This window comes from Clostridium neonatale, from assembly GCF_001458595.1.
Lineage (GTDB): Bacteria > Bacillota > Clostridia > Clostridiales > Clostridiaceae > Clostridium > Clostridium neonatale.
The window spans coordinates 746013-767348 of sequence record NZ_LN890327.1; the positions used below are offsets into that span (position 1 = coordinate 746013).

The following is a 21336-nucleotide window of genomic DNA, read 5'->3' on the forward strand; positions in this document are numbered from 1 at the left end:
GTGATGATAAAATTTTATTAGGGCTCAATTCCTTTTTTATAATTTTTATTTACATAAGATATAAAAAGCACACTAGAAAAAATATTTATTGAAAAGTTTTTTACAAGAGATATTGTGTGCTTTAAGTAACTTAGTCACAAAAATTTACAAAAATATGTTTTATACTTAATTCATAAATAAAGATGATGTTAGAAAGAGAGTTTTTGAGGAGGAACATTTATGTTTGAAATATTTAAAAAAAATGAAGGTCAAGTTATTAATGTTAATGAAATAGATAATTTACTAGGTAAAATTGAATTGATAGATATAAGAGAACCGTATGAATATAAGGAAGGAAGCATAAAAACAGCTAAAAATATACCTATGAATACATTAGTAAATGATGCAGAAAAGTATCTAAGTAAGGAGAAAAAATATTATATAGTATGTCAATCTGGAGGTAGAAGTTCAAGAACATGTTCACTACTTAGAAAAAATGGATATGATGTTATTAATGTAAGTGGTGGAGTAGGTTCATATGTAGGAACAAAAAGAAGATAGAAATTCATATAAAATAAAATTTGAAATGTATCAAATAGATATAATAAAATTTAAAAAATAATATTTTTATTGAAAATGGAGGAAAATGTTATGAAGAAGAAAATATTGATTGTAGGAGGAGTTGCTGGGGGAGCATCAGCAGCTACAAGACTTAGAAGAAATAGTGAAGAAGATGAAATAATAATGTTTGAGAAAGGTCCTCACGTTTCATTTTCAAATTGTGCACTTCCATATCATTTAAGTGGGGTTATAAAATCTGCTGATAGATTAGTACTTATGAGCCCGGAAAAATTTAATAAGCAATATAACATTGAAGTAAGAACAAACAGTGAAGTTATTTCCATAGACAGAAAAAATAAAAATATAGAAATAAGAAAAATAGATAATAATGAGATATATAAAGAAAGTTATGACAAGCTGATTTTATCTCCAGGGGCACATCCTATAGTGCCTAAAATAGAAGGTATTGATGAAGTGAATTTATTTACTATAAGAAATGTTGTAGATATAGATGGAATAAATAAATATTTAAAGAACAATGATATAAAGGATGTAGCGGTTATTGGCGGAGGATTTATAGGAGTTGAGACTGTAGAGAACTTGTGTAATGGAGGATATAATGTAACGCTTATTGAGGCTGATAAACAAATACTAAGACCATTTGATTATGATATGGTTCAGATATTACATAAAGAGATTTATGATAAAGGAATTAATTTAATAGTAAATGATAAAGTAGAAAAGTTTGAAAAAGATACTGTTATGTTATCATCAGGAAGAAAAATTACAGCTAAAGCAGTAATAATGGTAATTGGGATAGCACCGGAAACAAAGCTTGCAGAGCTTGCAGATATAGAACTTGGAAGTACAAAAGCTATTAAAGTAGATAAGAATTATAAAACAAATGACGAAAATATATATGCTGTTGGTGATGCTATTGAAGTATATAATGCATTAACACATTCTTATACAAAGTTATCACTAGCAGGTCCAGCACAAAAGCAGGCAAGAAGTGTGGCTGATAATATTAATAATAAGAGTACTGTAAATAAAGGATATATAGGTTCATCTGCTATAAAAGTATTTGATTATAATGGAGCATCAACAGGATTAAATGAAAATTTAATTAAATCTCTAAATATGAATATAAACTATGATATAGTGAGACTTATACTTACAGATAAAGTTTCTATAATGCCAGATTCATCACCTATACATTTTAAAATGATTTATGAGGTTCCAACAGGAAAAATACTTGGAGCACAAGCAATAGGAAAAGGCGATGTCACTAAAAGAATTGATGTGATTGCAACAGCTATTAAATTTAATGGAACAATTGAAGATTTAAAGGATCTAGAGTTTTGCTATGCACCACCATTTTCAACAGCAAAAGATATTGTTAACTATGCTGGATATGTTTCATCAAATCTTTTGAATGGTGATTTTAAGCAAATAAATGTGGATAAAGTTCGTGAACTTGTGGAAGAAAATGCATATATAATAGATGTACGCGAAAGAAATGAATATGAAAATGGACATATTATAAATGCAAAGAATATTCCATTAAGTGAGTTAAGAGATAGAATAGAAGAAATACCAAGAGATATCCCAGTATATCTTCATTGTAGAACAGGACAAAGAAGCTATAATGCCGCTATGGCACTTGAAAATTTAGGATTTAGTAATATTTATAATATTACAGGAAGTTTTTTAGGATTATCTTTCTTTGAATATTTTAATGATAAGACATTAGGACGAGACAGTATAGTTACAGAATATAATTTTAAATAGTATTATAAATGGCAGGAATTTGATTTATTGCTTCCATTGTAATATAGTAACCAATAAAAAGCTATCTGATAAATTTATTAGGTAGCTTTTTTATTCTTTAGGAAATTATATTCATGGATAATCTGTGGATAAACTGACTTGAAAAAATTGTAATAAACTAATGTCATTGAACCTAAAGAATAAAAAATAAAATATATGCGCCTGGCCTTTTCTTCGGCAAGCTCAGAAAATCCAGAATGCGCTGAAAAAAATCGACGGCTAAAGGATTTTCTTAAATTTAAGTTATTGTATTCTATTGGATTTATATTTTATAGGGGATTATACCATAGTCGCCTTGGCGATTTTTTTATTTTTTATTACTTTTATTCTTTACAATACATATTTTTTGAGTCATTGTTCCAAGAGGACAGTATACAAAACATGATATTTGCTTAAAGAGAATAATTGATATAAATCTAAGAAGTATTGATATAATCAGAATACTATAAAAAACAAATGCAAATTGAGCCATCCAAGGGTTAATATTAGTTAACTTATAAAAATCCAGAGAAGTTTGTGACTAAATCACATACGGAACGCTAATAAGGGTTATAATATAAATATAGGAGGTAGTTATGAAAAATTTAGAACTTTTATATGATAGATATCCAGTATTAAAAACGATTAATGATCAAAATGAAAATATAATAGATAAAAATGCTTATTTTAAGACATTACAGTTCAATGAATATATATCTTCTTCAAATGGGACTTGCCAAGGAATCTTATTTATAGTAGATGGAATGCTTAAAATTCAGAGGCTTAGTGAAAATGGAGATGAAACAAGTCTTTATGAGATTAAAGAAGGCGAATTATGCCATGAAGCATTAAGTTGCTTGTTAAATTTTAATCCTCTAAACATTATTGGAAGAGCAGTAATGAATTCAACTATATGCATAATTCCGATAGAAATTGTGAGAAATTATTTAATTAAAGATTTACAATTCTTAAAGTACATGTATGAAGATTTATATGAAAAATTCAATATAATAATACAAAAACGCGAAGATAAAAATCACAATTCATTACAAACAAGACTTATAAAATTGCTTATAAGTAAGAATAGTAAAATCATTTATGGAACCCATAGAGATTTGGCACTAGAAATAGATTCAACAAGGGAAGTTGTAAGCAGGCATTTAAAATTAATTGAAAAAGAAGGATATATAAAAATAGAGCGAGGTAAAATAATAGTACTAAAAGATTTAAATGAGATGTAAAAAAAATAATTAGCAGAAATAGTGGTAAATGTAAGCTTTATCACTATTTTTACCTATATAAACTGCAGAACAGCTATAGTTATTTGAAATATATTATTCATTAATTCAATCTCTATTTTTTATTTTTAACATAATATATAAATTAAAAAGGTTTTTTTCTTCAATGATGTCTACAATTCCATCATATTTTTTGCAATTTCTCTAATGTTATCAAGACCTATTCCATGAATGAGCTATTAGGTTTAGTACTTTCTATTTTGCTATTTATATATTTAATGGGTTCTTGTTTTGAATTTATAATTTCAATTATCATAAATAAATCTCTTATATATGATTTTAAATTTATTTCTTTTTTATAGTTGAGGAAGTGATTTTATTACAGGCTTCTATTGCATTATCTAATGAATTTCCTAAGAGTATGCATAGGTCAAATGAATCTATAGAAGAGTTTTTAGGAATAATAAAATTACAATTAAAATCTATATTATGAGCTGAGGCTATATCTAGCTTTTCAGTTATAATGCAATCACTGATTGGGTTACCAGTTTTTATTTTTAAAGCTGATTTTTTTAGTGTATCATCTAACTTCAATAAATACGATTTTAATTCTGATAAATTATTGTTAAAAGCTAATGATTTCAAGCATATAATATGATTTTTCATATCATGTTGAATTTTGCTTGTATCATTGTAAAACTTTTCTAAATTTTTTATATGATTGACCTGGCATTCAAATTGATGTTCCATAAGAATAATTTTATGTTTTTCTTCTTCAGAGTCAATCATTCTTTTTAAAACATATGCAATTATAAGGAGAGAAATTCTTGGCTGATTTTAATGTTTTATAGCTGCTTGATAAATCAAAAAGATTATTCATGAGTTCATCAGTTTTATCTAAGTTGTCAGTAGTTTTATCTGCATTATCTTTGTTTGATTTAGCAGAATCTTTATTGGCATTGCTATTTTTAAGATTAGTGGTTTCTTTTCTTTCTTCCATTTGGATTTGTGAAATTTGTTTGTCAATGTTTTGAATCTGTGAATCATATTCCTGTAATTTAGAAGCACTTTCTTTAGGAGCAATATCATTTGTTTTTTTAGCTTTTTCATTATTAGTAGAAATATTAAATTTTAATGGTGAATTTATTTTCATAATTTCTCATCCTTCCTAAATTTGATATATTATTCATATCGATAAAAAAGGAATATATAATTACAAATATGTAATGAAAGGTCAATAAAATGTAACAGATAGTTTTTATGAATATTTATATTAGTATTAGGTAAAAATAATTTGAAATATAAGTTGGAGTAAAAGAAAGATTATTATGGAATATAAAATAAATAAAAAGAATAATGTAAAAATTCTTTGTTTACAATTACTATATACAATATGCAAATGGGTAGCACTTAGTTTAACTATGGGAATAACAATAGGAATAGTAGTAGGCTATTTTAATATAATCTTAAAGGCTGCAAATGATTATAGAAGTGATCAGAATTATTTAATATATTTTTTACCCATAGCAGGTGCTATCATTGCCTATATGTATGTAAAAACTGAGAGAAATGCATATAGCGGAGAAAATCTTTTGAAATCAGAAGTTCAAAAAGCAGCAAAGAATATTCCTGTATATATGATGCTTGTTGTATTTATAGGATCACTACTTACAACATTCTTTGGTGGTTCTGCTGGTAAAGAAGGTTCAGGAGTAGCAATGGGAGGAACCTTTGGAGATTTTTTATCTCGTAAATTTAAACTAAATGATAAAGAACATCGTACACTTGTTATAAGTGGAGTAGGTGGAGCTTTTGGCGTTTTATACAATGTTCCTTTTGCAGGTGCTATTCTTGGGATGGAACTTGTATTAAAAGGAAATTTTAATTATGAATCATTAATCCCAGCATTTTTGACCAGCGTCACAGCCAATGAAGTCGCACAAAGAATAGGAAATAAAGCAATAGAGTATAAGCCTCTAGATTTAGGTACGTTAGATTTTATATTAATATTAAAATTAATAGGTCTTGGAATATTATTTGGCCTTGTAGGCTTGCTATTTAATTTCATGTTAGATAATAGTTCAAAAGTATATAGCTATTTTATAAAAAATCCATTAATAAAAGGTTTTGTAGGAGGAATATTAACAATAATTTTATTTTTGATGTTAGGTGAAAACTATAATGGTCTGGGTCAAAAATTTATAAGCTCCTCTTTTGAAACGCCAGCATCACCATTAGCTTTCTTTTGGAAAATAGTATTTACAGCAGTTGCATTAGGATCAGTGTTTCAAGGTGGGCGTGGTAATCCAGTATTTTTTACAGGAGCAACATTTGGAAGCAGCATTGCTGGATTATTTAATTTACCATTAGAAAATGTAGCTGCACTTGGAATGATAGGAGTGTTTTGCAGTGCACAGGCTTTGCCTATAACCTCAATAGCCATTGCTATTGAATATTTTGGATCAAATGAAGTAATGGCTATAATAATAATAATGGTAATAAGCTATAGTATTTCAGGTTTTTATGATATTTTCACTAAAAGAAAATTAACTAAAGGAAAAAGTACGTTATTTATGAGAACATATGATGATAAAAATGAAAATGAAGATTAAAAGGATTTGAAACTTTATCAGAACCTTTTATTATGGATGCAATATGTAACTATGTTATAATTAATTTTTTATTTTAGAGGCTTTTCACTTGTGATTTGCCTCTTTTAAATTATCTTGAAGAAATAATTTAAATATAAATTTTGTAATTGAAAATTATTTGCAATTAGTGCAAAAATATGCTAATATAAATCCAGAGGAAAATTAAAAATCATTTTCAATTAATATGCAATTTTAATTAGTATGATAGGAGGTAGTCATATGCCATTAATGTTAGCAAATAAAGGACATGAATTATGTATAAAAAAAATTACTGGGAATGATGAGACAAAAAGATTTTTAAATAGTTTAGGTTTTGTAACAGGAGAAAATGTTACAGTTGTTTCAGAATTAGGCGGAAATATGATTATAAATGTTAAAGGGTCAAGAGTAGCTTTGGACAAAGGTATGGCAAGCCGTATCATAGTATAAATATGTTTAGGTTAAGTTATTAGAATACAATTCTAGAATTAATATTGAATTGCTTTTATAATATATAATTTATATTCGAAAATTGTTGATATAAAGTTTTAGGGAGGATAAACTATGATGACATTAAAAGAAATTAAATGTGGTGAGACTGTTAAGGTAACTAAAANTGGCAAGCCGTATCATAGTATAAATATGTTTAGGTTAAGTTATTAGAATACAATTCTAGAATTAATATTGAATTGCTTTTATAATATATAATTTATATTCGAAAATTGTTGATATAAAGTTTTAGGGAGGATAAACTATGATGACATTAAAAGAAATTAAATGTGGTGAGACTGTTAAGGTAACTAAAATTCAAGGAGAAGGCCCTATACGTAGACGTATTATGGATATGGGAATTACAAAAGGGTGTGAAGTTTTTGTTCGCAAAGTAGCACCACTTGGTGATCCGATTGAAGTAACTGTTCGTGGATATGAATTGTCACTTCGTAAAGCTGATGCAGAAATGATAGTTGTTGGATAATTTGTTTAGATTTTTAATGATAATGAGAGTCAATAATTTATGCGAGAGATTTTTAAATTAGAAAGAATTTTTTTATTTATATGAAATAATATATGAGTTTTTAAGTGAATTGTAAAAATTAAGGGGGAAATAAAATGTCAATTAAAATAGGTCTTGCAGGTAATCCAAACTGTGGTAAGACAACAATGTTTAATGACTTAACAGGTTCAACACAATATGTTGGTAACTGGCCTGGAGTAACAGTTGAAAAAAAAGGCGGAAAGCTTAAGGGTCATAAAGATGTGGAAATAGTAGATTTACCAGGAGTTTATTCTTTATCACCATATACTCTTGAAGAAGTAGTTACACGTAATTTTATGATTGAGGACAAGCCAGATGCTATTATTAATATAGTTGATGCATCTAATATTGAAAGAAATTTGTACTTGACTACGCAAATATTAGAACTTGGCATTCCAACCGTTATAGCATTAAACATGATGGACATAGTTGAAAAAAACGGAGACAAAATAGACTTAAATAAATTATCAGATATTCTTGGATGCCCTGTTATTGAAACCTCAGCATTAAAGGGAAAAGGCATTAAAGAAGTGGCTGAAAAAGCAGTCGAACTTGCAAATGAAAAGAAAAAATTTAATTTTGAAGTGCCATATTCAGAAGAGTGTAAGAATGCACTTTCGGAAATTGAAAAGTTTGCTAAAGAAAATTTATCTTCATCTAATATTGAAAGCAAATATTTAGCAATAAAGCTTTTTGAAAGAGATGAAAAAATAGTTGAAAAGTTACAATTAAATGAAAGTAGTTTAAAAGAGATAGAGAATATAGTAAAAAAATGTGAAGATGAATTAGATGATGATAGCGAAAGTATAATTACATCTGATAGATATGCTTTTATTGGAACAATTGTATCAAAAGCAATTAAAAAAGCAAATAATTCTAATGAATCAACATCAGATAAAATAGATAAGATTATTACTAATAGATTTTTAGCATTACCAATCTTTGCGGCAATTATGTGGGCAGTATATTACATATCTGTAAGCTCAATTGGAACTATAGTTACTGATTGGACTAATGATACTTTATTTGGGGAAATCGTAGCGGGAAATGTTGGCAATTGGCTTCAAGCTTTAGGAGTTGCAGATTGGTTATATAGCTTAATCATAGATGGTTTGATTGGCGGAGTTGGAGCAGTTCTAGGATTTGTTCCTCAAATAATGCTATTATTCTTATTCTTATCTATACTAGAAGACTGTGGATATATGGCAAGAGTTGCATTTATTATGGATAGAGTTTTCAAAAAGTTTGGATTATCAGGAAAATCATTTATACCAATGCTTATAAGTTCTGGCTGTGGAGTTCCAGGAATTATGGCAACTCGTACAATGGAAAATGATAGAGATAGAAAAATGACAATTATGCTTACTACATTTATTCCATGTGGAGCTAAACTTCCTATTATTGCTTTATTTGCTGGAGCACTATTTGGAGGGGCTTCATGGGTGGCACCTTCTGTTTATTTCTTAGGAATTGTAATGATAATTATTTGTGGCATTATTTTAAAACAAACAAAGCTATTTAAAGGTGAACCAGCACCATTTGTTATGGAATTACCTCAATATCACATTCCAAGTGCTAAAAATGTATTACTTCATATGTGGGAAAGAGGTAGGGCATTTATAGTTAAAGCAGGTACAATAATATTTGTTGCTTGTGGAGCAATTTGGTTCTTAAGTTCATTTAACTTCAGACTTGAAATGGTAGATGCCGGTGAAAGTATATTGGCAGCTATAGGAAATGTATTTGCACCGATATTTGCACCACTTGGATTTGGTAACTGGCAAAGCTCAGTAGCTTCAATTAGTGGTCTTGTTGCAAAAGAAAATGTAGTTGGAACATTTGGAGTACTATTTGGTGTAGCAGAAGCAGCCGAAGATGATCCGACACTTCTTCAGCATGTTTCAGGAATGTTTACTATAGCTAGTGCGTATGCATTTATTGCATTTAATATGCTTAATGCACCATGTTTTGCAGCTATAGGAGCAATACGAAGAGAAATGGGTTCGTGGAAATGGATGTGGATTACAATAGGTTTCCAAACAGGTACAGCATATTTAGTAGCCCTTGTTATTAATCAAGTTGGAAGCTTCATTGGCGGATATGGAAGTTTCGCTGGAGCTTCAATTTCAGTAGTAATACTTATTGTAGTAATTGCACTAGTAGTAATGTCTGGTAGAAGCTCAGAAAGAGTTAAGTCAAAAGAACAATTAAGTTATAGCAAATAATTTAAGTTAAAAGATAAAAAGTTAGATTATAAAAATATATTTATGAATACTTAGAAGTAGTAGATTAACCAATATAAAATATAGATACCCAAAGAGATTCATACTTATGCATGTAACCTCCAAAGAGTATATGTTACATTAAAGCAGAGTTAATACTCTTTTGGTATCTATTATTATATTACAATAAAGGGAGTGATATATATGTCAACAGCAATTATAGGAACTATTGTAATTGGCGCTATGGTATTTGTTGCTATAAAACAATTTAAGAAATCTAAAAGTGGAGGAAGTGGCTGTGGTTGTGGTTGTTCAGGATGCTCTTCAGCTAAATCGTGTCATGGAATCAATATAGTAAATAAATAGCACATGTAAAAGTTATATTGTGTATTGAATACGATAATGTTATATGCCATAACTGATGTGATTTTACATGAGTTATGGTAATTTTTATACTCTAACTTGAGTTCTAAGTAAAGAATATTTAAATTAAAGAATGAAAATTACATAAAGAAGATCTGGATTTTAGGAGGAATTAAAATGGCAAATTACATAATAGTATTTATTATTTTAGTCATCGCTATTTTTTCGATAAAAGGTTATATTAAGAAATTAACAGTCGGATGCTGTGGCGGAGAAAGAGAAATTAGAAAGAAGATTAAAGTAGACTTAAATGATTATAAGTACTCAAAAATTATGAATATAGAAGGCATGACATGTAAAAATTGTGTTGCACATGTTGAAAATGAACTTAATGATTTAGACGGTGTTTATGCAAAAGCTAATTTAAAGAAAAAATGTGCAGTTGTAAATATGAAAGAAGATATTAATAATGATGTTCTTGAAAGAACAATAAAAAAAGCGGGATACTCAGTTCTATCAATTACGAAAAATTAATGTTTTATGATAATGATAATCATTGAAATTTTTAAATAAAGAGTTATAATATAATTATAACTAGGGTTGGATAATTATAGAAGGATGGTGAAAGTTAATGAAATTAGTTATTATAAGACATGGAGAAAGTGAATGGAATAAACTAAATCTATTTACTGGATGGAGCGATGTCGATTTATCTCCTAAAGGCATAGAAGAAGCTAAATCAGCAGGAAAGAATTTAAAAGATAAAGGATTAGATTTTGATATTTGTTATACATCTTATTTAAAAAGGGCAATTCATACTTTGAATTTAGCGTTAGAACAAATGGATAGAGAGTGGCTTCCAGTAATTAAGACATATAAACTAAATGAAAGACACTATGGAGCATTACAAGGATTAAATAAAGCAGAGACAGCAGAAAAATACGGAGAAGAACAAGTTAAAATATGGAGAAGATCATTTGCTGTAAGACCACCAGTTTTAGATGAGACAAGCATCCAAAACCCAAAGAATCAAGAGCAATATAGAGGTATAAATAAAGATGAGCTACCTCTTTGCGAAAGCTTAGAAGATACAATCAAGAGAGTTGTTCCATATTTTAATGATGTTATAAAGAAGGACATGCTAGCTGGTAAAAGAGTATTGATTGCAGCACACGGTAATTCTATAAGATCATTAGTAAAATATTTTGAGAATCTTTCTGAAGATGAAATTTTAAATGTTAATATACCAACTGGTGTTCCATTAGTATATGAATTTGATGATAATTTTAAGGTAGTAGATAAATATTACTTAGGTGATCAAGAAGAAATTGAAAAGAAAATTAACAGTGTGTCTAATCAAGGAAGTATTAATCATAAGGAAATAGAGACTGTGTAATAAAAATTATAAATAAAAGTTGCTATTATATAATAATAGTGATATAATAAGTATAAAGATAAAAAGTTATTAAGTGGTATATATTTTCTCCTTAAAATAGAGAATCATATTAATCAATAATGATCTTTTTAATAATAAGGAGGAATTAACATATGGAAGATAAGGTTTTAGTATGTAAAGATTGTTCACAAGAATTTATATTCACAGTTGGAGAACAAGAATTTTACAAAGAAAAAGGTTTTGAGAATGAACCAGTAAGATGTGCTGATTGTAGAAGAGCAAGAAAGCAACAAAATAATAGAAGATAATTTTAGCAAGATAAGAGTTGTAAGGTTTTCTTACAACTCTTTTTTACAATTATCATAATAAAAGAACTAAAAAAGAGGGATATTAATAGATGGGGAAAATAATAAAAATAAACATGTACGCTGAAAAGAACAGAATGAATAAAGACTATACTGATATAGAAGCGGTAGAAAATAACTTTAAAAGCTACAATAAATGGCTAGAAAAAAATAATAAGTTAGATAATATTGAGCATTATACAACATTTCTAAATAGATAAATTTAATTCTATACTTTAATAATTTATTACAGATAAGTAATGTTATTAATTTTAGAGCTCAGTAATTAATATTACAATACTTATTCTTAATATAATATTTTAAACTTAACAAATATTTTTAATTTATATAATCTAATTTTTACAAACTATATATTAACTAAATAGTATGTATATGTCTTACTTTAATCTTTAATAGAAGTCTGTTATTTCTCAAACAAAAAATATTAAATATAATAAAGTACTTATATTTCAACAAAATAATTATCTTCGTAAAATTAATATTATAATTTGACCTAGGCAAATAATCCTTTATCTAAGGAAGGAAGATGATATAATGGATAAAAGCGTATTTTCATATTTGGATAAAAAATATAGATATTTAAATAATTATATAAGGACCATAAATAAATATTTATTTACGGACCCAAAGAGAGCGATTGAGCAGGAAAGAAATTATGTTGAAAATTTAACTCAAGAAATAGCTAAATTAGAAGGATATGGATTGTTGAATAGCATGACGCAATTTGAACGATTAAGAAAATTAGAGTGTGAAGGAGTTTTGAATCATAATATACAAAAGTCATTTCATATGGTACGGGTATTGGAAACCAAAGCTGCTTTTTCTGACATTAGAGGACAAATTGAAGCAGCATTAAGTATAAATAGGAATATACATGCAATCACAAGCTGGTTTGTAAAATCATATATATATCCTAAATATGTGATAGTATCATATAATAATCCAATACTACAACAAGGTAAAGTATATGCCATCGATAATGATGGCATCATAGATATTATGAAGAAACAACATAATGATAGTCTTACAGAAAAAAATAAATTAAAAGATGAAGTAATAATGCAAAACAAAAATGATAAAGAAATTGACAGCACAGAATTTTTTCTAGACAGTATATTTAATTAGTATAAAATATTAGTTGATAAATGCTGTAGTTATTTAAGAAATAAAATTTGCAAAGCAGCCTACAATAACAAATATTAATTTAATTATTGCTATTTTTTCAATAAAAATTGTATAAAAAATATAGTAGTTGTTATGATAGAGAAAAAAGGATTAACAGAGCTTCTAATCAGGGGAGTGTTAATCATAAGAGAGTAGAGAATGCATAATATAATTTATTAATATATTGAAGAAAATCATAAAAAGAAGTAGTATAGAATATATTTAAGAAGAAAATGCAATAAGGCAAATCTTAGTTAGCCTTATTGCATTTTTTGTTATAATTAATTGTCAAGTGAAGTGAAGCACTTAGTTTGATTTTTGTTAACATTTTTATCTTCATAAATTTGACTATATTTATTCTGGAATATTTACAAACTTTCTTCTTACTTTAATTTCATATAGTAAATATGAGAATATGCCTTTAAGAATGCTTGATAATGAGATACTTATCCATATTCCATTTATACCAAAAGGTTTAATTAATAATAATGCAAATGGAATTCTAAGTGATGTAAATATAATGCTTATGCTTGCTGGAATATTAGGCTTACCTATTCCAGTAAATAGACCATTTGATATCATTTCAATAGCACTAAATATTTGTGAAAAAGCTACTGCTTTTAAATATGCTGCTGCAATTACAATGGTTGCTTCATCTCTTATAAATAATCTAATCATAGGCTTGTTAAACAGTAAAAATGCACATGCCATAACCATTGAGTAAATTATTCCAATAAGCAATGCACTTTTATATCCTTCTTTTATTCTCTTAAACTTACTGGCTCCAAAATTCTGTCCGGTAAAGCTTGCAACTGCTCCATTAAGTCCTCCAATTATCATATAGGCAATAGATTCTATCTGAACACCTACTTTTTGTGCTGCTATTGCATCTGATCCAAAAACTGCAATTATTTTTGCTAATAGAATATTTATAATTGTAAATAGAATTCTTTGAAAAGCCATTGGAAATCCGAGTCTAGCAATTTCTTTTATCTTTACATAATCTACGCCTATCCCAAATGTATAGTTAAGAATCCCATTAGAATTTATTCTAAATAAGAAGAACATGATTATGTTGGCACTCAAAGTACTAAGCCCAGCTCCTATAACTCCAAATTTAAAAACATAAATTAGTATAGGATCAAGAATTATATTAAGAATTACTCCAACTGCATTGATTTTAAATGCTAGCTTATTATTTCCAAAACTACCTAATATCCTTGTATACATCATATTAAAAAATGCAAAGAATAAAATAGGTGCATTTAATGCCAAATAGTGATATGCATTTCTTTCAACTTCATAATTATTAAGATTTAAAAATCCTATGAAGCCTTTTCCGGCTAATATTAATACAAGACCAAAGATAATACCTATAATTGTATTAATAATTATGCCTGAATTAATATATTCTTTTACTTCATTACTATCATTTCTACCAATTGCATGAGCTACTTTTATTCCAGTACCAATAACAACTAATGAATTTATAGCATTTCCTATATTTATATACAGGCTTGATGAACCAATGCTTGCAACCGCACCACTTCCAAGTCTGCCTACCCACATCATATCAATCAAATTATAAGTAAACTGTAAAAAAGAGCTTCCCATTATAGGTAACGCTAATGATGTTATAACGGATATAACTTTTCCTTTTGTCAAATCTGTTTCTTTCATTTCTTTCTCCATTCATATAATAAATGTAAGCTTAGAGTTCATTATTTTGTATTCTTAAAACTAAATTTTTAACTTTTTCTTCTATTAATTTAGCAGTTTTTATAAATTCATCATCATTTTTACCAGTAGGATCATCTAAGCCCCAATCTTCTATATGCTTTGCAGGTAAAAAGGGACATACCACATTACATCCCATTTTTATAACTATATCAACTTCAGGGATATCACTTAGTAGTTTAGATTTTTGAGTTTCATTCATATTAACATCATATAAATCTTTTATTATTCTAACTGCATCCTGATTTATTTGGGGCTTTGTTTCAGTTCCTGCTGAATAGCTTTCAAAAACTCCAGCCCCATAAATCTTCCCTAGTGCTTCCGCCATTTGTGATCTACATGAGTTATGAACACAAATAAATGCTACTTTTTTCTTCATATTTTTTATTCCTTTCAATTTCTAAATTTTATATGTCTATTTTGAATAATTTAATTTTTAAATACATATCTAAAATTTTCGATATGTATAATATTTTTTAAACCATCAACAAAGATGGTTTTATTAAGTATGTCGTATTATTTTATGTACAGCATTTTGTGTTATCAATTTTAATTTTAATGTTTACTTCTGTTAGTTGTTTTAATAATTCAACTGCATACTCACTACCTTCAGAACTAATTGAATAATAAGTCCATTTTCCTTCTTTACGACTAACTACGATTCCAGATTCGCATAGTATTTTCATATGATGTGATAATGTTGATTGACTTATATTCATTTGATCTAATAAATGACAGGCACATTTTTCACCAGTTTGTAGTATTTCAAGAATCATTAAACGATTTTCATCACAGAAAGCTTTAAATACACGAGAATTAAGTGTATATTTGTTTTCCATGTTATCATCTCATATCTATTTTTACATATGTATATTATATTGCTCACATCGAAGTTTATCAATATGACATTCGAAATTTTGATTTGTTTATTTATATAGTATTGTGTAGTTTATAAATTGTTACTTTTTTTAGTGATTTAAATTAGATTATATCCAATTAAGTTCAAGTCCTACTCCAACTTCCTTTACAGGAATATATTTATTAATTTCAGCTTTTACACTAAACGAAGTACAATGGCAGGGATACAGTTCTTTTATATTATTGTTCTTAAAATATTCAATAGTTTTATAAGCTTGTTCACATAAATCAAATAGATGAAATCCACCTATAATCCCAATAATTCTATCATCATTACATATATTTTTTGCATATTCACATATATTGCAGATTCCACTATGAGAACAGCCGGTAATTATATATATTCCTTTATCATTTTTATATACAAGTGCAGAATCATCAAGAACATAATCATCAACAAATTTATTATTTATTAAAGTTTTGCCAATAATTTTTCTTTTTTCAAAAGTATTTGAAGATGGTATTTCGCCTAAAAAAGTTATATTTTTGCTTATTTTAATTGGAGTTCTTGAAAGGATAAGGGCACACTTTTCTGAAATTTCATCTTTTGAATATGGTGAACATATTTTTAAATCATCATACATTTTATAATAAAATGCATCAGGATGAGCTATAAGTGAAATATCATCGTTATAGTTTTGATTAAAATAGTATTTTAATCCTAATGTATGATCATCATGACCATGAGATATTATAATTGAATCTAGTTCGGATAGATCTATATTCATTTTAGATGCATTTTTTAAGAATATATCTGAATACCCAACATCTAATAGTAGCTTAACATCTTCATCCTCAATGTAATAAGAAACAGCTGGTTCTCCAAGATAGTATTCATCTATATATGTGTTATTATCAACTAAAACTTTTAATTTCATATTTAAAATCTCCTAAAGGTATATTAATTAATTCAATTGGCATTAAATATTAACTGTAATATCCATATTATATCATTAAATTTCTAGATTACATTAAATTATTGGTATAATATAACTGTAAGTAAACTTGAAAATAATATATAATTATAAGAAAACTATTTGAAAAATTAAGAAAATACTACTAAAGTAAAGAACTTAATTTATATATAGGAATAAATTAATGGGGGCGATTTTATGCATAAATTTATGGAGAACAATCCAATAGAAAAATATAAAGATGGGCTTAAAAATTTAATAGATAATATATGGGATTATTCAGAGTTAGCATTTAGAGAAAATAAATCATGCAAGGCTATGGTATCATATTTAAGAAGTGAAGGCTTTGAGGTGGAAGAAAATATTGCAGATATGGATACTGCGTTTGTTGGAGTATATGGAAGTGGAAGTCCTGTAATATGCATTTTAGCTGAATATGATTCTCTATCAGGATTAAGTCAGGAATGTGATATAGCAGAATATAAGCCAATTGAAGGAAAAGAAACAGGTCATGGATGTGGACATCAATTACTTGGGACAGGGGCTGTTGGAGCAGCTTTATTGGTAAGAGATTATTTAAAAGAAAATAATATTCAAGGTACAGTAAAGATAGTTGGATGTCCAGCAGAAGAAAGCGGATCAGGCAAAGCTTATTTGGCACGAGATGGTTTCTTTGATGATTGCGATATAGCACTTTCTTGGCATCCTGATACATTAAACATAGTTACAACAGGCTCAAGTCTTGCATGTATGCAGGTTTTCTTTAGGTTCCATGGAATATCATCACATGCAGCAGCCGCACCACACCTTGGAAGAAGTGCATTAGATGCTGTTGAACTTATGAATGTAGGAGTTAATTATTTAAGAGAACATATTGAGCCACAAGAAAGAGTTCATTATGCAATAACTAATACTGGAGGAATATCTCCCAATGTTGTCCAAAGAGAAGCAGAAGTAGCATATATGGTTAGGTCTTCAAGTGCTCCAAAAGCTAAAAAGCTATATGAAAGAGTATGCAAAATAGCTAAAGGAGCAGCTATGATGACTGAAACAGAAATTGAAATATTATTTGATGAAGGATGTTCAGATACAATTTCTAACTGTGCACTTGAAGATGTATTATATGAAAGCTTCTTGGAAATAGGAGCACCTAAATATACAAAAGAAGAACTGGATTACGCGCAAAAGTTTAAAGATACAGTTTCTAAAGAAAACTTAGATGATATATTTATTTCAGAAGAAATAAAAAATAAGCAGGAATTTAAAAAGCATATGAAAGAAAATCCTATTTGTGATTATATAGTTGAACATATTCACAAAGATGAAGTATCGGCATCATCTGGTTCTACAGACGTTGGTGATGTAAGCTGGGTAGTTCCAACAGCACAAATAAGAACAGCTTGTTTTGCTTATGGTGTGGATGGGCACTCATGGCAATATGTTGCTCAAGGTAAATCTAAAACTGCATTAAAGGGGACATTACTTGCTTCTAATGTACTTGCACTAGGTGCAATAAAGTTAATAGAAAATCCTGAGCTTATAGAAAAAGCAAAAGCTGAATTTAATGAAAAATTAGATGGACAAAAATATGAATGTTTAATTCCTAAGGAAGTTAAACCACATATTTTTGAATAATATATTAAATTACTATATAAAAAGCCGTTTGCTGTATAAGCTTATGGCTTTTTATATGTTGACATTTAACAATCGGTGGAAGATAATAGTAGAAATACAATTATATAAATAATAAAATTGTTATATTAAATAAAGTAACAAGAAATATGAATTGGGGGTTATTTATCATGAAAACAGAATTAAGCAGAGAAGATGGAATCAATTTATTAAAGGAATACAATAAAGAAGAATTTCATATTTTACATGGATTAACAGTGGAAGGTGTCATGAAGTGGTATTCAGATGAATTAGGTTATTCAGAAGATAAAGAATTCTGGGGACTTGTAGGACTCTTACATGACATCGATTATGAAATGTATCCAGAAGAACACTGCATAAAAGCTCCAGAATTATTAGGAAAGTCTAATGCAGGAGAAGAATTAATTCATGCAGTATGTAGTCATGGATATGAATTAACTGTGGATGTTAAACCAGAACATGAAATGGAAAAAGTATTATATGCAGTAGATGAATTAACAGGCCTTATTGGTGCAACAGCACGTATGCGTCCATCAAAAAGTGTAATGGATATGGAGCTTTCAAGCTTAAAGAAAAAATTTAAAGATAAAAAGTTTGCAGCTGGATGTTCAAGAGACGTAATAAGAAAAGGTGCAGAATTCCTTGGGTGGGAATTAGATAAATTATTAGAAACGACAATAATGGCAATGCGCTCTTGTGAAGAGACAGTTAATAATGAAATGAAAACTATTTAAGCGGAATAAGCAAGAAATTTTAAGGGGGAAGCTGATTTGGAACTAGAGCATCAAGACTTCAAGTGCCAAATGAATGAAAAAGATTTATTTATAAAAGGCATAAAGGACTGTGTACCAACTATATTTGGATATTTAAGCATAGGAATAGCATGTGGAATACTATGCAAGTCATGTAACATTACATTTTGGCAGGCAATAGGGATGAGTACTTTTATTTATGCTGGTTCAGCACAATTTATTTCAGCCGGTATGATGTTTTCAGGAATACCTGCAATAAGCATAATATTTACAATATTTTTTGTTAATCTTAGGCATGTATTTATGAGTGCATCTATGGCACCATATTTCAAAAGAAACTCTCTAATTAAAAACCTATTAATAGGAATATTATTAACAGATGAAACATTTTTAGTTGCAAGTGCAGAGGGAATAAAAAATAAGAAAATTGATTATTGGTGGATGATGGGACTCAATATTGCAGCATATTTAAACTGGATTATAGCAACAGGGATAGGTGTAGTTATAGGAAATTTAATACCAGATTATAAAATATTTGGCTTAGATTTTGCACTTACAGCTATGTTTGTAGGGCTATTAATTTCATCAATAGAAAACATAAAATTAAAAAAATCTATAATAATAATTCTTACATCTGTAGTTATATTAATACTATCAACTAAATTTGTATCTACAAGTTTAGGTGTAATAATAGCAGCAATATTTGGTGCCTTAGTTGGAATATTTATTAAGGATTAGACATGGAGGAGATATAACATGAATATGTATATATGGACTGTAATACTTGGAGGATGTATTGTAACGTTACTGCCAAGAGTACTTCCTATAACAGTAATGTCAAAAATGAAATTACATCCTAAATTAGAAGAGTTCTTGAAATACATTCCTATATCAATATTATCAGCATTAATAGCAGTAGAAATTTTCACTATAGATGATAAGTTTTCGATTATGGGAAATGAACTGGAAATTTTAGCACTAATACCTACAATTATTATAGGCGTTAAAAAGAAAGATTTGCTTTTAACTGTTGTAGTTGGAATTATAAGTGTAGCATTATTAAGATTAATTTAAAAATAAATTCTTTTGAACATGAAATAAATAAGGGACGTAGAATCAAAGTTTAGTGGATAACAACCGAAATTCAATATATGATATGCTCGATTGTAGGGAAATTTCAGCTAAAACCTGCTAAGAAAAATCAAGTTTTTTTTAGCAGGTTTTTTATATATTTTTTGCATGACAAATAAATTAAACAGAAATTCTGTTTAATTTAGATATAGATACTATCTAAATTTAAGTATTATAGACTTCTTTTACTCTAGCGTAGTATATTCTTAGAAACTTATTTAATGCAGCAATTTTAGCAACTTTTTTAGGTTTTCCTTCTGCTTCTTTTTTTAACATATATAAAAATATAGGATCATCCTTTGGTTTGGCACTTTTGATACATTTCATAATTTCATATCCAGTTTTTCGTAATAATGCAGAACCTCTTTTAGAAATACGACGTTTGTTTGCAACAAACTGTCCCGACTCAAAAGGAGGTGAATCAATACCCGTATAAGCTATCAAAGCCTTTTTATTATAAAAGCGTTTTAAATCACCGATTTCAGCAATTAAGCGTGGAGCCAATGTATCTCCAACTCCAGGCATATTTCTAACAACATTGTATTCCTTTAAACTACTTGCTAATTCTTGCATTTGTGATAATATCATAGATAGAGTTCTATCTATTTCGCTAAGAACTCGAACAGCTTCTAATACTAACATTTTGGTTGATGGGGTACTAGAAGATAGTGTAGGGATGCCTTCTTGTGCTAAAGCATATATCTGTTTTGCTTTTGTTTCACTTTGATGGTATCCTTTATTTTTTGCCCATTTAAAATAACTATTTATAAATTGCTTTTCATTTTTCTTGGTAATATTATCGTAATGCCAGTATTCTTTAACAAAATCATTTAATTTATCTTTCTCTGGCTTATCGGATCTATTTTTTAATAGATTTTTAATTCCTGGCATTGTTCTATCTAATAGATTACTTAGTACAAGTTTGCTCTCTATTCTCATAGCTATATAATGAGAATATTGCCTACCTAATAATTTTAATTCAGAATACACCTCATCTGTTGCTTCATAGTCAGTTAATTTAAACCAATTATCAATTCCATAATTAGCTATTTTGATAGAATCTAATTTATCAGTTTTACCTTTCCTTAATCCTATAGCAGAATATTTTTTCATAATTAATGGATTTATTACGGCTACAAATATACCATGATTTTTAAGATAAGTAAGTAGTGGCAAATGGTATGCACCGGTCGCTTCCATAACAACTCTAGTTTCTTCATTTAATTCAGAAATAGATTCAACTAATGCTTTTAAATCAGCTTCAGTATGATTTATTTCATGTGGTTCACTAATAACCTCACCATATTCTTTCAATATACATACTGTACTTTTTCCTTTTGAAACATCAATTCCAACACTAATCATGTTAATCCTCCTAAAAAATTATTGTAATTTTAATCCACCCACACTTATTACAATTCATTTTGGTTAGTTACACGAAAGCCGTACGGTTTCAACCTGCTTAATC

At 28.1% G+C, this 21336-nt stretch carries 24 protein-coding genes; 17 read left to right on the plus strand and 7 right to left on the minus strand.

Annotation, left to right across the window (positions count from 1 at the left end):
* Positions 1-219 precede the first annotated feature (219 nt).
* The 3 genes from BN2920_RS06660 (at position 220) to BN2920_RS06670 (ending at position 3590) form a co-directional block, all read left to right on the plus strand.
* Positions 220-540, plus strand: a complete 321-nt coding sequence (locus BN2920_RS06660; RefSeq protein ID WP_058294229.1) for a rhodanese-like domain-containing protein — start codon at positions 220-222, stop codon at positions 538-540.
* Positions 541-630: 90 nt separating this feature from the next.
* The gene (locus BN2920_RS06665; protein ID WP_058294230.1) at positions 631-2331 is read left to right on the plus strand and encodes an FAD-dependent oxidoreductase; all 1701 of its coding nucleotides are present in this window, start codon (positions 631-633) and stop codon (positions 2329-2331) included.
* A gap of 614 nt (positions 2332-2945) precedes the next feature.
* Positions 2946-3590, plus strand: coding sequence for a Crp/Fnr family transcriptional regulator (locus BN2920_RS06670; RefSeq protein WP_058294231.1), 645 nt, complete (start codon positions 2946-2948; stop codon positions 3588-3590).
* Between the two features lie 342 nt (positions 3591-3932).
* On the opposite strand, the gene BN2920_RS06675 is transcribed toward BN2920_RS06670, so the two are convergent.
* Together BN2920_RS06675 and BN2920_RS06680 are read right to left on the minus strand one after the other, a co-directional pair.
* Complete coding sequence (locus tag BN2920_RS06675; protein ID WP_172437919.1) at positions 3933-4337, minus strand: GHKL domain-containing protein; 405 nt, start codon at positions 4335-4337, stop codon at positions 3933-3935.
* 31 nt (positions 4338-4368) lie between these two features.
* Positions 4369-4740 (minus strand): hypothetical protein, encoded by a 372-nt coding sequence (locus BN2920_RS06680; RefSeq protein WP_058294233.1) that lies wholly within the window; start codon positions 4738-4740, stop codon positions 4369-4371.
* A gap of 175 nt (positions 4741-4915) precedes the next feature.
* Between BN2920_RS06680 and BN2920_RS06685 the strand changes: the two genes are divergently transcribed.
* The 10 genes from BN2920_RS06685 (at position 4916) to BN2920_RS06720 (ending at position 12724) form a co-directional block, all read left to right on the plus strand.
* Positions 4916-6199: a chloride channel protein gene (locus tag BN2920_RS06685; protein ID WP_058294234.1), complete on the plus strand. Its 1284-nt coding sequence runs from the start codon at positions 4916-4918 to the stop codon at positions 6197-6199.
* 258 nt (positions 6200-6457) lie between these two features.
* The gene (locus BN2920_RS06690; RefSeq protein WP_058294235.1) at positions 6458-6667 is read left to right on the plus strand and encodes a FeoA family protein; all 210 of its coding nucleotides are present in this window, start codon (positions 6458-6460) and stop codon (positions 6665-6667) included.
* Between the two features lie 304 nt (positions 6668-6971).
* Positions 6972-7193 carry a FeoA family protein gene (locus tag BN2920_RS06695; protein ID WP_058294236.1) on the plus strand — a complete coding sequence of 74 codons (222 nt, stop codon included), beginning with the start codon at positions 6972-6974 and terminating at the stop codon, positions 7191-7193.
* 134 nt (positions 7194-7327) lie between these two features.
* Entirely contained in the window at positions 7328-9478 is a 2151-nt protein-coding gene (feoB, locus tag BN2920_RS06700; RefSeq protein WP_058294237.1) for a ferrous iron transport protein B, read from the plus strand.
* Between the two features lie 201 nt (positions 9479-9679).
* Positions 9680-9841, plus strand: a complete 162-nt coding sequence (locus BN2920_RS20910) for a FeoB-associated Cys-rich membrane protein (protein WP_083498726.1) — start codon at positions 9680-9682, stop codon at positions 9839-9841.
* Between the two features lie 174 nt (positions 9842-10015).
* Positions 10016-10372: a heavy-metal-associated domain-containing protein gene (locus BN2920_RS06705; protein WP_058294238.1), complete on the plus strand. Its 357-nt coding sequence runs from the start codon at positions 10016-10018 to the stop codon at positions 10370-10372.
* Between the two features lie 97 nt (positions 10373-10469).
* On the plus strand, positions 10470-11234 hold the full coding sequence (gene gpmA, locus BN2920_RS06710) for a 2,3-diphosphoglycerate-dependent phosphoglycerate mutase (protein WP_058294239.1): 765 nt from the start codon (positions 10470-10472) through the stop codon (positions 11232-11234).
* A 152-nt stretch (positions 11235-11386) separates the two neighbouring features.
* Positions 11387-11542, plus strand: coding sequence for a zinc-ribbon domain-containing protein (locus BN2920_RS06715; RefSeq protein WP_058294240.1), 156 nt, complete (start codon positions 11387-11389; stop codon positions 11540-11542).
* Between the two features lie 89 nt (positions 11543-11631).
* A complete protein-coding gene (locus tag BN2920_RS21665; RefSeq protein ID WP_172437842.1) occupies positions 11632-11799 on the plus strand; it encodes a hypothetical protein in 168 nt (55 codons plus the stop codon).
* 334 nt (positions 11800-12133) lie between these two features.
* Positions 12134-12724, plus strand: coding sequence for a hypothetical protein (locus BN2920_RS06720; RefSeq protein WP_058294241.1), 591 nt, complete (start codon positions 12134-12136; stop codon positions 12722-12724).
* Positions 12725-13117: 393 nt separating this feature from the next.
* On the opposite strand, the gene BN2920_RS06725 is transcribed toward BN2920_RS06720, so the two are convergent.
* The 4 genes from BN2920_RS06725 to BN2920_RS06740 all read right to left on the minus strand — a co-directional run bounded on the left by BN2920_RS06725 (position 13118) and on the right by BN2920_RS06740 (position 16296).
* Complete coding sequence (locus BN2920_RS06725) at positions 13118-14443, minus strand: MATE family efflux transporter (protein WP_058294242.1); 1326 nt, start codon at positions 14441-14443, stop codon at positions 13118-13120.
* A 31-nt stretch (positions 14444-14474) separates the two neighbouring features.
* Positions 14475-14879, minus strand: coding sequence for an arsenate reductase ArsC (locus BN2920_RS06730; protein ID WP_058294243.1), 405 nt, complete (start codon positions 14877-14879; stop codon positions 14475-14477).
* Between the two features lie 142 nt (positions 14880-15021).
* Entirely contained in the window at positions 15022-15339 is a 318-nt protein-coding gene (locus tag BN2920_RS06735; RefSeq protein ID WP_058294244.1) for an ArsR/SmtB family transcription factor, read from the minus strand.
* A 147-nt stretch (positions 15340-15486) separates the two neighbouring features.
* The gene (locus tag BN2920_RS06740; protein WP_058294245.1) at positions 15487-16296 is read right to left on the minus strand and encodes an MBL fold metallo-hydrolase; all 810 of its coding nucleotides are present in this window, start codon (positions 16294-16296) and stop codon (positions 15487-15489) included.
* Positions 16297-16530: 234 nt separating this feature from the next.
* On the opposite strand from BN2920_RS06740, the gene BN2920_RS06745 reads away from it, so the two are divergent.
* The 4 genes from BN2920_RS06745 (at position 16531) to BN2920_RS06760 (ending at position 19811) form a co-directional block, all read left to right on the plus strand.
* Positions 16531-17967 (plus strand): M20 family metallopeptidase, encoded by a 1437-nt coding sequence (locus BN2920_RS06745; RefSeq protein ID WP_083498727.1) that lies wholly within the window; start codon positions 16531-16533, stop codon positions 17965-17967.
* Positions 17968-18134: 167 nt separating this feature from the next.
* Positions 18135-18719, plus strand: a complete 585-nt coding sequence (locus tag BN2920_RS06750) for a hypothetical protein (RefSeq protein WP_058294246.1) — start codon at positions 18135-18137, stop codon at positions 18717-18719.
* 36 nt (positions 18720-18755) lie between these two features.
* A complete protein-coding gene (locus BN2920_RS06755; RefSeq protein ID WP_230131966.1) occupies positions 18756-19475 on the plus strand; it encodes an AzlC family ABC transporter permease in 720 nt (239 codons plus the stop codon).
* 18 nt (positions 19476-19493) lie between these two features.
* Entirely contained in the window at positions 19494-19811 is a 318-nt protein-coding gene (locus BN2920_RS06760) for an AzlD domain-containing protein (RefSeq protein WP_058294247.1), read from the plus strand.
* 222 nt (positions 19812-20033) lie between these two features.
* Here the strand turns inward: BN2920_RS06760 and BN2920_RS06765 are convergent, their stop codons facing one another.
* The gene (locus BN2920_RS06765) at positions 20034-21233 is read right to left on the minus strand and encodes an IS110 family RNA-guided transposase (protein ID WP_058293047.1); all 1200 of its coding nucleotides are present in this window, start codon (positions 21231-21233) and stop codon (positions 20034-20036) included.
* Positions 21234-21336: the final 103 nt, after the last annotated feature.

Coding starts and splice junctions, on each gene's coding strand:
- BN2920_RS20910 (WP_083498726.1), top strand. CDS start 9,680: ATGTCAACAGCAATTATAGGAACTATTGTAATTGGCGCTATGGTATTT.
- BN2920_RS06730 (WP_058294243.1), bottom strand. CDS start 14,879: ATGAAGAAAAAAGTAGCATTTATTTGTGTTCATAACTCATGTAGATCA.
- BN2920_RS06765 (WP_058293047.1), bottom strand. CDS start 21,233: ATGATTAGTGTTGGAATTGATGTTTCAAAAGGAAAAAGTACAGTATGT.
- BN2920_RS06725 (WP_058294242.1), bottom strand. CDS start 14,443: ATGAAAGAAACAGATTTGACAAAAGGAAAAGTTATATCCGTTATAACA.
- BN2920_RS06735 (WP_058294244.1), bottom strand. CDS start 15,339: ATGGAAAACAAATATACACTTAATTCTCGTGTATTTAAAGCTTTCTGT.
- BN2920_RS06750 (WP_058294246.1), top strand. CDS start 18,135: ATGAAAACAGAATTAAGCAGAGAAGATGGAATCAATTTATTAAAGGAA.
- BN2920_RS06705 (WP_058294238.1), top strand. CDS start 10,016: ATGGCAAATTACATAATAGTATTTATTATTTTAGTCATCGCTATTTTT.
- BN2920_RS06740 (WP_058294245.1), bottom strand. CDS start 16,296: ATGAAATTAAAAGTTTTAGTTGATAATAACACATATATAGATGAATAC.
- BN2920_RS06720 (WP_058294241.1), top strand. CDS start 12,134: ATGGATAAAAGCGTATTTTCATATTTGGATAAAAAATATAGATATTTA.
- BN2920_RS06660 (WP_058294229.1), top strand. CDS start 220: ATGTTTGAAATATTTAAAAAAAATGAAGGTCAAGTTATTAATGTTAAT.
- BN2920_RS21665 (WP_172437842.1), top strand. CDS start 11,632: ATGGGGAAAATAATAAAAATAAACATGTACGCTGAAAAGAACAGAATG.
- BN2920_RS06675 (WP_172437919.1), bottom strand. CDS start 4,337: ATGGAACATCAATTTGAATGCCAGGTCAATCATATAAAAAATTTAGAA.
- BN2920_RS06690 (WP_058294235.1), top strand. CDS start 6,458: ATGCCATTAATGTTAGCAAATAAAGGACATGAATTATGTATAAAAAAA.
- BN2920_RS06745 (WP_083498727.1), top strand. CDS start 16,531: ATGCATAAATTTATGGAGAACAATCCAATAGAAAAATATAAAGATGGG.
- BN2920_RS06670 (WP_058294231.1), top strand. CDS start 2,946: ATGAAAAATTTAGAACTTTTATATGATAGATATCCAGTATTAAAAACG.
- BN2920_RS06665 (WP_058294230.1), top strand. CDS start 631: ATGAAGAAGAAAATATTGATTGTAGGAGGAGTTGCTGGGGGAGCATCA.
- BN2920_RS06695 (WP_058294236.1), top strand. CDS start 6,972: ATGATGACATTAAAAGAAATTAAATGTGGTGAGACTGTTAAGGTAACT.
- BN2920_RS06680 (WP_058294233.1), bottom strand. CDS start 4,740: ATGAAAATAAATTCACCATTAAAATTTAATATTTCTACTAATAATGAA.
- BN2920_RS06715 (WP_058294240.1), top strand. CDS start 11,387: ATGGAAGATAAGGTTTTAGTATGTAAAGATTGTTCACAAGAATTTATA.
- gpmA (WP_058294239.1), top strand. CDS start 10,470: ATGAAATTAGTTATTATAAGACATGGAGAAAGTGAATGGAATAAACTA.
- BN2920_RS06685 (WP_058294234.1), top strand. CDS start 4,916: ATGGAATATAAAATAAATAAAAAGAATAATGTAAAAATTCTTTGTTTA.
- BN2920_RS06760 (WP_058294247.1), top strand. CDS start 19,494: ATGAATATGTATATATGGACTGTAATACTTGGAGGATGTATTGTAACG.
- feoB (WP_058294237.1), top strand. CDS start 7,328: ATGTCAATTAAAATAGGTCTTGCAGGTAATCCAAACTGTGGTAAGACA.